Source organism: Moraxella sp. TY6 (genome assembly GCF_048551375.1).
Lineage (GTDB): Bacteria > Pseudomonadota > Gammaproteobacteria > Pseudomonadales > Moraxellaceae > Faucicola.
On sequence record NZ_JBLYZJ010000002.1, the window covers coordinates 135955 to 149803 of the forward strand.

The 13849-nt window shown below is 41.4% G+C and carries 15 protein-coding genes; 12 read left to right on the forward strand and 3 right to left on the reverse strand.

Features of this window, described 5'->3' with window-relative positions:
• Positions 1–306: 306 nt before the first annotated feature.
• Together ACK1U4_RS02475 and ACK1U4_RS02480 are read right to left on the reverse strand one after the other, a co-directional pair.
• Complete coding sequence (locus tag ACK1U4_RS02475) at positions 307–1500, reverse strand: aspartate aminotransferase family protein (RefSeq protein ID WP_419400541.1); 1194 nt, start codon at positions 1498–1500, stop codon at positions 307–309.
• Positions 1501–1740: 240 nt separating this feature from the next.
• A complete protein-coding gene (locus ACK1U4_RS02480) occupies positions 1741–1941 on the reverse strand; it encodes a DNA gyrase inhibitor YacG (RefSeq protein WP_419400540.1) in 201 nt (66 codons plus the stop codon).
• Positions 1942–2158: 217 nt separating this feature from the next.
• Between ACK1U4_RS02480 and trmB the strand changes: the two genes are divergently transcribed.
• Entirely contained in the window at positions 2159–2815 is a 657-nt protein-coding gene (gene trmB / locus ACK1U4_RS02485; protein WP_419400539.1) for a tRNA (guanine(46)-N(7))-methyltransferase TrmB, read from the forward strand.
• Between the two features lie 74 nt (positions 2816–2889).
• On the opposite strand, the gene ACK1U4_RS02490 is transcribed toward trmB, so the two are convergent.
• A complete protein-coding gene (locus ACK1U4_RS02490) occupies positions 2890–3351 on the reverse strand; it encodes a DUF4124 domain-containing protein (RefSeq protein WP_419400538.1) in 462 nt (153 codons plus the stop codon).
• Between the two features lie 826 nt (positions 3352–4177).
• Between ACK1U4_RS02490 and ACK1U4_RS02495 the strand changes: the two genes are divergently transcribed.
• The 11 genes from ACK1U4_RS02495 to ACK1U4_RS02545 all read left to right on the forward strand — a co-directional run bounded on the left by ACK1U4_RS02495 (position 4178) and on the right by ACK1U4_RS02545 (position 13804).
• Positions 4178–5893, forward strand: coding sequence for an acetolactate synthase 3 large subunit (locus tag ACK1U4_RS02495; RefSeq protein ID WP_419400563.1), 1716 nt, complete (start codon positions 4178–4180; stop codon positions 5891–5893).
• Entirely contained in the window at positions 5893–6384 is a 492-nt protein-coding gene (ilvN, locus tag ACK1U4_RS02500) for an acetolactate synthase small subunit (RefSeq protein WP_419400537.1), read from the forward strand. The genes ACK1U4_RS02495 and ilvN overlap by 1 nt, the downstream gene beginning before the upstream one ends.
• An 8-nt stretch (positions 6385–6392) precedes the next feature.
• Positions 6393–6794: a DUF2251 domain-containing protein gene (locus tag ACK1U4_RS02505; protein WP_419400536.1), complete on the forward strand. Its 402-nt coding sequence runs from the start codon at positions 6393–6395 to the stop codon at positions 6792–6794.
• Positions 6795–6824: 30 nt separating this feature from the next.
• Positions 6825–7847 carry a ketol-acid reductoisomerase gene (gene ilvC / locus ACK1U4_RS02510; RefSeq protein ID WP_419400535.1) on the forward strand — a complete coding sequence of 341 codons (1023 nt, stop codon included), beginning with the start codon at positions 6825–6827 and terminating at the stop codon, positions 7845–7847.
• Positions 7848–7964: 117 nt separating this feature from the next.
• A complete protein-coding gene (locus tag ACK1U4_RS02515) occupies positions 7965–8447 on the forward strand; it encodes a hypothetical protein (protein WP_419400534.1) in 483 nt (160 codons plus the stop codon).
• 262 nt (positions 8448–8709) lie between these two features.
• Complete coding sequence (locus tag ACK1U4_RS02520) at positions 8710–8922, forward strand: cold-shock protein (protein WP_419400533.1); 213 nt, start codon at positions 8710–8712, stop codon at positions 8920–8922.
• 549 nt (positions 8923–9471) lie between these two features.
• A complete protein-coding gene (locus ACK1U4_RS02525; protein WP_419400532.1) occupies positions 9472–10221 on the forward strand; it encodes an electron transfer flavoprotein subunit beta/FixA family protein in 750 nt (249 codons plus the stop codon).
• A gap of 55 nt (positions 10222–10276) precedes the next feature.
• Complete coding sequence (locus ACK1U4_RS02530) at positions 10277–11206, forward strand: electron transfer flavoprotein subunit alpha/FixB family protein (RefSeq protein WP_419400531.1); 930 nt, start codon at positions 10277–10279, stop codon at positions 11204–11206.
• Between the two features lie 219 nt (positions 11207–11425).
• Positions 11426–12463, forward strand: a complete 1038-nt coding sequence (gene fba, locus ACK1U4_RS02535) for a class II fructose-bisphosphate aldolase (RefSeq protein ID WP_419400530.1) — start codon at positions 11426–11428, stop codon at positions 12461–12463.
• 71 nt (positions 12464–12534) lie between these two features.
• Positions 12535–13170, forward strand: coding sequence for a Holliday junction branch migration protein RuvA (gene ruvA, locus ACK1U4_RS02540; protein ID WP_419400529.1), 636 nt, complete (start codon positions 12535–12537; stop codon positions 13168–13170).
• A gap of 196 nt (positions 13171–13366) precedes the next feature.
• Positions 13367–13804 (forward strand): YybH family protein, encoded by a 438-nt coding sequence (locus tag ACK1U4_RS02545; protein WP_419400528.1) that lies wholly within the window; start codon positions 13367–13369, stop codon positions 13802–13804.
• The last annotated feature ends 45 nt before the right edge of the window (positions 13805–13849 follow it).

The following is a 13849-nucleotide window of genomic DNA, read 5'->3' on the forward strand; positions in this document are numbered from 1 at the left end:
ACGCATTATGCAAAAATTGAGCAAGTTTTATGAAAAACCCATGATGAAATATGGAAAAATGATGGAATTGCTGTTTTGGCAGATTTTCATTTAATTAGGACTTACGCAAAAGACACTGGATTCCTGCATTCGCAGGAATGACGGAGTATTTTTAATTTACTCGTCACGCCTGCATAGGCAGGGGTCTAGCGTCTTTATTTAAGAGGATAAATTAAAAATTTGCGTAAGTCCTATTAATGTTACCCTTCGACAAGCTTAGGGCGAACGGAAAACCATTGATAATTTTGTCCCTTTACTTATGACTTGTTAAATCACACTTTTCACCAGTTTTACCAAGCGTTCAGCCATCAATTCGGTATCCGCTTGGTTCAGATTTAACGGTGGTAATAAGCGAATAGCATTGCCACCTGCGACATTAATCAGCAATTTCTGCTCATCACGGGCTTTATCGACCAATGTGCCAAAGTTAATACCCTTATCCGTTGGCAATACCACGCCCAACATCAAGCCTTTACCACGCACACTGACACCGTCATTTGCCAAACCATCTAGTAATAACTGGGTTAATAACTCGCCTTGCTGATTGACATTTGCCAATATATTTTCATCATTAATCACGTCAATCACTTCACTCACCACACGACACGCAAGCGGTGTACCGCCATAAGTCGAGCCATGCGAGCCATAGCCAAAGATGTCATTGGCTTTACCACTCGTCATGCACGCACCCACAGGGAAGCCATTGCCCAAGCCTTTGGCAGTGGTCAAGATATCGGGTTTGATAGGGCTGTGTTGATAGGCGAAATATTTGCCTGTGCGGGCGTTGCCTGTTTGTACTTCGTCCAAAATCATCAGCAAATTATTTTTATCACACACCTCACGCACTTGGGTCAAGAACTCAAAGCCGTTGTCTGCCGTGCGTACCCCACTTTCCCCTTGAATCGGCTCAAGCATAATCGCACAAATATCGCTGTTTTCGCTAATGGCTTGATTAATCGCCTCGATATCGCCAAATGGCACACGCACAAAGTCATCATCTAAGGTAAAAAATCCTGCTCTAGCAGTGGGATTGGCGGTAGCGGACACGGTGAGCAAGGTGCGACCATGAAACGAATTTTCCATGACGATGACTTTGGCTTGGGTTTGCCCACGCTTACTGGCGTATAGGCGAGCCATTTTTAATGCCGCTTCATTGGCTTCAGCACCACTATTGGCAAAAAACACCTTGTCCATACCTGCCATTTCGCAGAGTTTTGTGCCTGCGGTTTCTTGCCAGTCAATGCCGTACAGGTTACTGGTATGTACTAAAGTTTGGGCTTGTTCGGCAATGGCTTGGCTAATGCGTGGGTGGCAATGCCCCAAACCACAGACAGCAATACCTGTCAGTGCGTCAAGGTATTGCGTACCATCTGCGGTGTACAGATATGAGCCTTGCCCTTTGGTAAAGCTGATGGGTTGGCGTTTGTAGGTAGGGAGGAGGTGTGAAATTGACGTGGTCATAGCTTTTCCTAAGGATTTTTCATTTTAAAATGCTGTGAGATATTATACGCATAATTGAGTCGGTCATGGCAAGTCAAGTTCTTAAAACAGTTCAACACCATGTAAAAAACGCTCGAAAACAGCTAATTCTATAGTAAATTAAATCAAAAATGAGACTTTGAAATTTTGGGCGTATGCAATACGCCCCTACAAAACGGTATTGTTTCTAGTTTAAAAGACTATAAATGCACCTTACGATAATTAATGAGCGTTATTCATTTCATCGCTAAACGGCGTTTCCACCGAAGCGATTTTATAATCCTCACTTGCCCACGCCCCCAAATCAATCAACTTGCACCGCTCACTACAAAACGGTTTGGACGGATTATCCTGCCATACCGTTGGCTTACCACATTGTGGGCAGGGGTAAGTTTTTATATTGGGTGTTTGATTGTCGCTCATGGATTATCCTAATTTTTAGGGGTTCACGCATTTTTACAAAATATAGGTTGGGTTGAGCGTGCGAAACCCAACATTATCAATGATTTATGTTGGGTCTTATGCTTCGACCCAACCTACAGATGATATTTTGCGTAAATCCTATCTTTATTCAATGGCTAAATCCCATTATACTGCAATCCAATTTTTAACGGTCAATTTTTATCATTAGAAGCTCGCTATGCCAAACTCAGTAATTACCACGCCCAGCCATCATTTTAGCCGATTATTTCAACTGGATAAAATCCGCCACCCACGAGATTTTGTCCCCATGCCATCTGAGTTTTGGCAACAGGATAATATCTGCCTTGAGATTGGGGCAGGCAAGGGCAAGCACGCTTTACAATTTGCCAGTCAAAATCCCAATTATCAACTCATCGCCATCGAGCGTACTGCCGAAAAATTTACTGCCATGCAAAAATCGGCTGACCAAGTGGGCTTATCCAATTTGCCAAATTTAACCGTGATTCATGCTGACGCAGTGGCGTGGGTCACTCACGCTATTCCAAAAAATAGCCTAAGCAAAATATTTATTTTATACCCCAATCCAGAACCACACAATCCCAATCAACGTTGGCTAAATATGCCGTTTTTTGAGTTATTATTAGCCTGTTTGCAAGCGGATGGCGAGATTATTTTAGCCAGTAATATCCAAAGTTATATTGACGAAGCCGAGCAAATGGCAAACGAGATTTGGCAATTAGACGTGATAAAATCCCAAGTACCAAGCGATAGCGAGCGGACGCATTTTGAGGTCAAATATTTGGCAAGGGGCGAGGCGTGTTGGCAAATAAGCATAAAAAAACCGCATGATTATGTCACACGGTTTTACTATTAATCATTTGTAGAGAATACTTTACCAAGTCATATTTAATAATTATTTTAGTAATATTAAAAAGTATCTATACAATATTATTTGCAATACTGACTAATGGCTTGAGCAACTTTTTGACGGCGTAGCTCGATTTCACGTCCATCAAGGTATTTACGTTCACCCTTATTATCCATCTCATAAAGACGACCACCAATATTTAAGTTGGCAAGGTTGTTTTGTAGTGATTTGCAATGCTCTTTATCTTGTTGTTTTTGCTGGGCTTTTTTCTCAGCTTCAAGCTCAGCAATACGTTTTTGTTCTGGGGTCATGGTGCTTGACGTAGGGGGGGCTGAACCATTTGCACCGCTAGCCGTAGCACTGGTAGCAGGACCTAATTCACGGTTATTGATGACTTGTACTTTTTTTAGGTCAACGCCATTGGTAGGGGCATATTGGCTATAATGTGGTATGCCATTGCTATCCGTCCATTTATAATAAGTAGCAGCTTGGGTTGTTAGGGTGGCAAGTGATAACAAAATTAGGCTAAGAGGTTTTATCATTGCATTTTCTACCAAATTAGAATTAGAGTTAAAATATCGTTTAGATTAGCATACAGTTATCTACAAAGACAACAAATTATGATAAAAAACACGGTTATCAGCACTCAATTATTCATGTTTCTAATCGATATTTTGATAAAAAAGTATATTCATAAAAATTTGTTATCAATTCTTATCCAAACATTTTATTGACAATAACCCCAAAAAATATAATGATAGAGCCATCTACTGGTCAATAACAAAAGATTACCGTTTTTTGTTATTCGGTAAAAATCCACCTTTTGTGTATGTCAAAGGGTTTAGCCAAGGCTAAAGGATGATTACCATTGTTGTTGTTAAACGGAATTTAACAGCGTTGACTTATCGGTTAGCAAAGACACAAAGTAGCCATCATGTTGTGATATCTTATGCTTGAGATTTTGACCGTTTTTAACATCTATTATTTCTCAAGGTTTGATTATCTTTCTTTTGGTCACAGGAAAATGTTTATTAAATAATTTACTTTAATAGTTTATTAAACAAATCCACGTCTATTTGCCAATCCTTATCGCTGTTAGTCGTTTTGCCTCACAACAAGTTACCAGAGCATTAGAACCGATTGATTCATTGATATATTTGGTTCAATAACGCAATCGCTAATAGGCGTAAAATTTTACCCTAATTAGCAACTGATGAGATGAAAGGTGATAAAGTGACTGACACGAGTACCCCCAAAACCGCCCCTCAAACCACGATGCAACCCAATATGACGGGCGAAAATACCAGCCCAGATTCTGCTCCCAATTTTGACAAAAAAACCGAGCTTGCCAGTCAAGGTATGCCTGTGATGATGTCAGGCGGTGAGATGCTTGTGCAAGCCTTAATTGATGAAGGCGTTGAGTATATTTTTGGTTATCCGGGTGGGGCAGTGCTTCATATTTATGATGCCCTATTTAAGCAAGACCAAATTGAACATATTTTGGTACGCCATGAGCAGGCGGCAGGACATATGGCGGATGCGTATAGCCGTGTGACAGGTAAGACTGGCGTGGTGCTTGCCACATCAGGGCCAGGGGCGACTAACACCGTGACTGCCATTGCGACTGCCTTTATGGACTCAATTCCAATGGTGGTGATTGCAGGGCAAGTACCTTCAAGCTTGATTGGTGATGATGCGTTCCAAGAGTGTGATATGGTTGGTGTATCTCGTCCGATTGTGAAGCACAGCTTTCAAGCTCGCCATGCCAGCGACATTCCGATGATTGTGCGAAAAGCCTTTTATATCGCAAGTTCTGGCAGACCTGGCCCTGTGGTGATTGACATTCCCAAAGATGTCACCGCTCCTGCCGAAAAATTTCCTTATGTGTTCCCACAATCGGTCAATGTACGTTCTTATCAACCATCCACCAAAGGTCATAGCGGTCAAATTCGTAAAGCCGTTGAAGTGTTGTTGTCTGCCAAACGCCCTGTATTGTACTCTGGCGGTGGCGTGATTAGCAGTAATGCCAGTGATGAATTACGAGAATTGGCTCATTTACTAAATTTACCAGTCACCAATACTTTGATGGGGCTTGGGGCATTTGCAGGTTCTGACCGTCAATTTTTGGGTATGCTCGGTATGCACGGCACTTATGAAGCCAATTTGACCATGCACAATGCCGATGTGATTTTGGCGGTGGGGGCAAGGTTTGACGACCGTGTCACTAATAATGTACAAAAGTTTTGCCCAAACGCCAAAATTATCCATATTGACATTGATCCTGCGTCAATTTCAAAGACCATTAATTCGCATATTCCGATTGTGGGCGATGTCAAAAGTGTGCTGACTGATATGTTGGCGATGGTTAAAGAAACTGGTAAAAACCTTGACACGCAAGCGATTAATGATTGGTGGTCACAGATTAATGAATGGCGAAAACGTCATGGTTTACGCTACGACAAAGACGACAGCAATGGCATGAAGCCACAGCACGTTGTCGAAAAATTGTATGAATTGACCAATGGTAAAGCCATCATCACTTCGGATGTCGGGCAACACCAAATGTTTGCCGCCCTGTATTACAAATATGACGAGCCACGTCAATGGCTGAACTCTGGCGGACTTGGCACGATGGGCGTTGGATTGCCGTATGCGATGGCGTGTAAACTTGCCAAGCCAGAGCGTGACGTGGTGTGTATCACAGGCGAAGGTTCGATTCAGATGAACATTCAAGAATTATCGACCTGTTTACAATACAATTTGCCTGTTAAGATTTTAAACCTAAACAATGCCCAACTTGGCATGGTAAAACAATGGCAAGACATGATTTATGAAGGTCGTCATTCACATTCGTATATGGATTCGTTGCCTGATTTTGTCAAACTTGCCGAAGCCTACGGTCATGTTGGCATTCAAATCACAGACCCTGCCAAACTTGACGAGCAATTGGCGTATGCCTTATCGCTCAAGGATAAATTGGTGTTTATTGACGTGATTATTGACCGTAATGAACACGTTTATCCAATGCAAATTGCAGGACAGTCAATGCGTGATATGTGGTTAGCCAAAGGGGAACGTTCATAATGAAACATTTAATTTCAGTTTTAATGGAAAATGAAGCAGGTTCGCTTTCTCGTGTGGTGGGATTGTTTAGCCAACGTGGTTATAATATCGAAACGCTGAATGTCGCTCCCACAGACGACCCAACGCTATCACGCTTGACCTTGACGACAGATACCGAACCGCATAAAATCGAGCAGATTACCAAACAATTGCATAAGTTAATTGAAGTGGTAAAAGTGACGACTTTATCGGACACGGTACATGTAGAGCGTGAGTTGATGTTGATAAAGGTGCGAGCCACAGCGACATTGCGTGAGGAAATCAAACGTACGGCGGATATTTTCCGAGCCAGTATCGTGGATGTCACCCCAAATATTTATACCATTCAGATTGTTGGTGATACGGCAAAATTGGATGGATTTGTTGAAGTAATGGGGCGTGAGCGTATTTTAGAAGTGGTGCGTTCGGGCGTGATTGGGATTGCAAGGGGTGAAAAAACTTTAGCCGTTTAGGAGAGAAAATGTTTTATTTACATGAAGAAGCAGAGTATTTAGTTGGAACGGACACATGGCTTGCTTCAGATTCTCCAAGTTCAAGTTTTTCGATTGTATTTGAAGACGATGAAGAAACAGCTTATTTTTATGCACTAAATAGTGATAATAAAGAACAGCCCATAGTGGACGCATTACACATTTATAATGTTTCAGATGTAACTGACAAAGATATTCCCAGTAAAGCCCAACTTTGTTGGCATGAGAATGGTTTGATAGGTTTGTTATTTATCAATGACTATCCGCACGTTATATATGATTTTGAAAAGAAAATTGGTTATAGTTGGAAAAATTTCCCTGAACCTGCTATTGGTAGTGAGTGGAAACATGAAACTTTAACCAATGAATTTGTTGAAAACTTAGCCAAGTAAACAGTTTAATTAACCTAAAGGAACTTGAAAATGAGCTTAAATATTTATTACGACAAAGACGGTGATTTATCCATCATTCAAGGCAAAAAAGTCGCCATCATCGGCTACGGCTCACAAGGTCACGCCCACGCACTAAACCTAAAAGACAGTGGCGTAGATGTCACCGTTGGCTTACGCCAAGACTCAGCGTCATGGAAAAAAGCCGAAAACGCAGGCTTAAAAGTTGCAGAAACTGCCGAAGCCGTCAAAGGGGCAGACCTTGTTATGATTTTGACCCCAGACGAATTCCAAAAACAACTTTATAACGAAACCATTGAGCCAAATATCAAACAAGGTGCAACTCTTGCCTTTGCTCACGGTTTTGCCATTCATTACAACCAAGTTGTACCACGCAAAGACCTTGACGTGATTATGATTGCCCCTAAAGCCCCTGGTCATACCGTGCGTAACGAATTTGTCCAAGGTGGCGGTATCCCTGACCTTATCGCTATTTACCAAGATGCATCTGGGCAAGCCAAACAAGTTGCCTTGTCTTACGCCATTGGCGTGGGTGGTGGTCGTTCAGGTATCATCGAAACTACCTTTAAAGACGAAACCGAAACTGACCTATTTGGTGAGCAAGCGGTATTATGTGGTGGTGCGGTTGAATTGGTTAAAATGGGCTTTGAAACCCTTGTTGAAGCAGGCTACGCCCCAGAAATGGCATACTTTGAGTGTTTACATGAGTTAAAATTGATTGTGGACTTGATGTATCAAGGCGGTATCGCTGATATGAATTACTCCATTAGCAACAACGCCGAATACGGTGAGTACGTTACAGGGCTAGAAGTTATCAACGACCAATCACGCCAAGCCATGCGTAATGCGTTGAAACGTATCCAATCGGGTGAATATGCCAAAATGTTTATCTCTGAAGGTGCGATGAACTACCCATCAATGACTGCTCGCCGCCGTCAAACTGCCGAGCATGAAATCGAAAAAACTGGGGCAAAATTGCGTGGTATGATGCCTTGGATTACCGATAGCAAAATCATTGATAAAGATAAAAACTAGACTGTTAAAGCTGTCTAATTTTTAACCAATTAACACCTTGCCTGTGTAAATTCTTACATGGGCAAGGTTTTTTATTATACAATACGCCACTTTCTACCGCCCAATCTGAGAGCTATTTTGCAACTTTTTTTAGATTTTACGACCCTTGCTACCAGCCTAGGCTTACCTAGCCCATACACCCCAAGTTGGCAAGCCCTGTATGTGGCAGGCACAGTCATTGTTGGCTTATTTATCAGTTATGAATCCTTACTGCTAAAACGCTACCAAGGCAAAATGCCTGACAGTAGTTTATTTCACTTTAGCTCAATGCTCGAAACTGTTTGGAGTATCGTATCAATCGCTGTGCTATATTTTGCCGATTTTTCGCCTTTATTTAAGGTCGTGCCTGTGGCATATATCCTATATAGTTTATTCGGTTGGCTATATGGTTTTTATTTACTCAAAGATACTGATATTGACATTGATGATATCGAAAACATCCAAATGCCGTCAAAGTATATGGATTATAGTTTATCTTTTTCGATGGTTATTATTTTGACAAGCCTTAGTATTCTGACCAAAAGCTATTTATCAGGTGAGTTTCTACTAAAAATGTCTTAATGATTGCCTGTCAAATGGCGATAAATAGAAAATTTTAATCAAAAAGCGTATTTTTTAACAATATTTTAAAAAAAAAGTGAAAATAAACAATTTAGTATTAGGTAATTTGGATTAACTAGGATATACTGTGATTATCAGCTAGCATGAACTTTACTAAAAAGCGTGACTTAGCTGAGGATTCATCTATGCAAGATAAGCTATTACAACGATAGCTTCGGCTTGGATTGAAATAGTTTAAATTTTTAAAAAAGTAGGATTTTTTATGTCAGACAAAGTTACTGGTTCTGTAAAATGGTTCAATGAAAGCAAAGGTTTTGGTTTTATCGCTCAAGACAATGGTGGTCAAGACGTATTTGCACATTACAGTGCAATTCAAGGCTCAGGTTTCAAAACCCTTAAAGAAGGTCAACGTGTGAGCTTCGTTCTAAGCCAAGGTCAAAAAGGCCCACAAGCAGAGCAAATCGAACCACAATAATAATAGACCTAATTCTATTATTTGAATATTATAGTACCGTATCGAGAAAGCAACCAAAGGTTGCTTTTTTTATGGTAAAAATAAAATAATAGATAAAATTTGATAAATTTAGGACTTACGCAAAAGACACTGGATTCCTGCATTCGCAGGAATGACGAAATCTCTTAAATTTTCCGTCACCCCTGCGTAGGCAGGGGTCTAGCGTCTTTATTTTGCAAGATAAATTTAAAATTTGCGTAAATACTAAAATTTTTTGGGTGAGTATCATTGACATCTTTTTATGGAAAAAATTATCTTACTTGAATGCAATTATTCGTTAAAAAACTACCAAGTAGCGTTCAATTTATGCTATATTTCTAGCGAATGCTGATATTTTGCTAAAAAATCACCAAGCATGACCCACCGTTCACAACTTGTGATTGATTTGTGTTAGGGATTATTTCACCATACCCATTCCCCAATGTATGGCTGATTAAGCCGACAGCATAGCAAGTTGTATGACAACAATTTAAGGGCTATTAATTCACTTAGATAACAAACGAGGAACGTATGAAAGCATTAGTCGCTGTTAAACGTGTAGTAGACTATAACGTCAAGGTTCGTGTAAAAGCGGACAATACAGGCGTTGATTTGACCAATGTCAAAATGTCTGTGAACCCATTTGATGAAATCGCAGTCGAGGAAGCGGTTCGCCTACAAGAAGCAGGTGTGGTAAGCGAAATTGTTGTAGTTTCTATTGGTCCAAAAGAAGCTCAAGAACAAATCCGTGGTGCAATGGCATTGGGTGCTGACCGTGGTATTTTGGTCGAAACTAACGACACCGTGCGTCCATTACAAGTTGCCAAAATCCTAAAAAACATCGCCGAAGCCGAACAAGCTCAATTGATTATTTTGGGTAAACAAGCCATCGATGATGATAACAACCAAACTGGTCAAATGCTATCTGCCTTGATGGGCGTGGGTCAAGCCACATTCGCCTCAAAAGTTGCTGTTGAAGGTGGTAATGTAAAAGTTGAGCGTGAAGTTGATGGTGGTTTACAAACCCTTGAATTGGCATTGCCAGCCGTAATTACGGCGGATTTGCGTTTGAACGAACCTCGTTATGCCAAATTACCAAACATTATGAAAGCCAAGAAAAAGCCACTGGATGAGAAAAAACCAGAAGATTATGGCGTATCAACCGCTTCTAACATTCAAGTCGTTAAAGTCACGCCACCTGCTGAACGTAAAGCAGGCGTAAAAGTCAAATCAGTTGATGAACTCATCGACAAACTAAAAAATGAAGCAAAAGTTATCTAATGTGATATCTGCCGACATTTAACCGATTTTGATAATAAACTTTAAGGAAATTCTCATGGCAATTTTAGTATATGCAGAGCATGATAACAAAGAGTTAAAAAAAGCAACCCTAAACACTGTGACCGCTGCCAGCAAAATGGGTGGTGATGTGGTGGTATTGGTAGCAGGTAATGGCTGTGAAGCTGTGGCAGAGCAAGCCAGTAAAGTAGCAGGCGTTGCCAAAGTCCTATGTGCAAATAACCCAGCTTTTGAACACCAACTTGCCGAAAACGTGGCTGACCTTGTGGTATCATTGGCAGGCGATTATAGCCATATCGTTGCCCCAGCGACCAGCAATGGCAAAAACTTTATGCCTCGTGTAGCCGCCTTACTAGACGTAAATATGGTGACTGATATCACCGCTGTGGTTGATGCTGAAACCTTTGAGCGTCCTATTTATGCAGGTAATGCGATTGCGACCGTTAAAGACACCGAAAGCAAAAAAGTCATCACCGTGCGTGCGACAGCATTTGATACTGCTAGCGAAGGTGGTTCTGCCAGTGTTGAGCAAGTATCAGCAGGTCAAGACTTGGGCAAATCAAAATTTGTCAGCGAAGAATTGGCAAAATCTGACCGTCCAGAGTTGACTGGGGCAGAAATTGTCGTGTCAGGTGGTCGTGCTTTGGCAAGCGGTGAAAACTTCACCAAATATATCGAGCCATTGGCAGATAAATTGGGTGCTGCGATGGGTGCTTCTCGTGCTGCTGTGGATGCAGGCTACGTACCAAATGACCTACAAGTCGGTCAAACGGGTAAAATCGTTGCCCCAAATCTTTACATCGCTGCAGGTATCTCAGGTGCGATTCAGCATTTGGCAGGTATGAAAGATTCTAAAGTCATCGTAGCGATTAACAATGACCCAGAAGCACCAATTGCTCAAGTGGCAGATTACTTCCTAGAAGGTGATATCTTTACCGTATTGCCAGAATTAACTAGCAAGCTATAAATGATAGATAATTTAATTAGAAAAAAGAGTATGGTAACTGGGGGTATCCAATACGCCCCTATGAAATCTGTCTTTTTCTATGATTAAATTGCAATAAGAACCTCACAATTTGTGGGGTTTTTTCATGTTTATCCGCTATAAAATACCATTCAAATTGCCCAAGCGTTCTGCTATACTGTGACGACCTCTATTTTATAACTATCCATTTGAGAGAAAAATATGGCACTGATTTCCCTACGTCAATTACTTGACCACGCCGCCGAAAACAACTATGGCGTACCTGCTTTTAACGTTAATAACCTAGAACAAATGCGTGCTATTATGATGGCGGCGGATGAAACCGACTCGCCTGTTATCGTACAAGCCTCAGCTGGGGCAAGAAAGTATGCAGGTTCGCCATTTTTGCGTCATTTGATTTTGGCGGCGGTGGAAGAATTCCCACATATCCCAGTCGTCATGCACCAAGACCACGGCACAAGCCCTGCGGTGTGCCAACGCTCGATTCAGCTTGGTTTTAGCTCGGTGATGATGGACGGCTCACTTAAAGAAGACGGTAAAACCCCTGCGGATTATGACTATAATGTGGCGGTCACTCGTGAAGTGGTGAAGTTTTCCCACGCTTGTGGCGTATCTGTCGAAGGTGAGATTGGCGTGTTGGGTAGCCTCGAAACAGGCATGGCAGGTGAAGAAGATGGCGTGGGTGCAGAAGGTGTGCTTGACCATTCACAACTGCTTACCAGTGCTGATGAAGCCGAACAGTTCGTGCGTGATACCAATGTCGATGCCCTTGCTATTGCAGTTGGCACAAGTCACGGTGCGTACAAGTTCACTCGTCCACCAACCGATGATATCTTATCAATCGCTCGTATTAAAGAAATCCACGCTCGTATTCCAAATACTCATCTTGTCATGCACGGTTCGTCAAGCGTGCCACAAGAATGGCTAAAAGTCATCAATGAATATGGCGGTAATATCGGCGAAACCTATGGTGTACCCGTTGAGCAAATCGTAGAAGCCATTAAGCATGGCGTACGTAAGGTGAATATTGATACCGATTTGCGTTTGGCGTCAACTGGGGCAGTCCGCAAATTTATGGCGGAAAATCCTGCCGAATTTGACCCTCGTAAATACCTCGCTAAAACCGTGGATGCGATGAAAGCGGTGTGTGTTGAGCGTTATAATGCCTTTGGTACGTCAGGCAATGCCAGCAAAATCCGTCCAATCAGCCTAGAAAAAATGGTTGAGTATTATAAATAATTATTTTTAGATTTTTGATGAAAATAGGGGCTTTATGCCTCTATTTTTTTCACACCAAATAAGGATTAACCATGATAGGACAAATTCACGGCACAGTTGCTCATCTACTTGCACCTACCGCCATCATTATGACCACAAGCGGTGTTGGCTATGAAATTGAACTACCGCTGAACGCCTTTTGCCAACTGCAACTGAATCAACCAACCACATTATGGACACAGCTTATCGTCCGTGAAGATGCTCATTTGCTATTTGGCTTTTTAAGTCACCAAGAGCGAGAGCTATTCCGCCAACTGCTTAAAGTCAATGGTGTGGGGGCAAAAATGGCACTTGCAATGATGTCAACGTTAACCCTTAACGAACTCAAACGCCATGTCATCAATGGTGATGAAAATGCCCTGACACGTATTCCAGGGGTGGGTAAAAAGACCGCCCAACGCCTCATTGTGGAATTGGCGGATAAGCTTAAAGATTTAGGGGGTTCAGCCGACACGCTGATAAATGAAGGGCAGAGTAGCCTTACCATGCCGACCGATAGCAGTAATGAGGTGGTAGTAATTGCAGAAGTGGAGGCAGGATTAATGGCATTGGGCTATCGTGATAAAGAAGCTCAAAGTGCGATTAAGATTGCCAAAAATAATCTAGGCAATGAGGTGCTTACCACGCAAAACTTGTTAAAACTGGCATTGAAAAGTTTAGCGATTTGATAGGATATTTATTTACGTTAACCTAACAAAAAATATCGATAAAATTTGGCATAATGATAGCTACAAATTTTTTTTAATTTAATAAGGAGAAATAATGTCCAATAACTTAAAGGCTATTTTTTTACCATTTGTGATAGCTAGCATAATGGGTTGTACTCACTTAGCTCAATCTACTTCACCATCACAGAGTTCTATCATGGGTCAGACTACACCTTCATCTTCTGCTAATTTAGCTGAAAAAAGCCCTAAGCAAGCTATTTTAGATACGTTACAATTTTACCAAACAGCAATGGCAAAAGGCGATACTGATGCGATTATGAGTGTATTTGCCGATGATGCAGTGATTGAATTTCAAGGTAAACCCACTTTGCAAGGCAAATCTGCGATTCGTCAGAGTTATGAACAAGCCTTTGATGTGATGGATTTTACTGGGATTGACTACATTTCAACCAGTGTTGAAGTGATTGGTGATACCGCCATCGTCCGAACTACCCATGCAGACAATGCAACGGTGTATCATAAAAAACTTGCGAAAAAAATTGTTGATAATAACCGTGAAGTATTTGTATTTAAAAATAAAAATGGTGCGTGGCAAATCAGCTATTATATGTATAATCAAAAGGCAGGGCATTAAAAAACCAGTCTATTGACTGGTCTTTGAAATATCAATAAGGGCGTA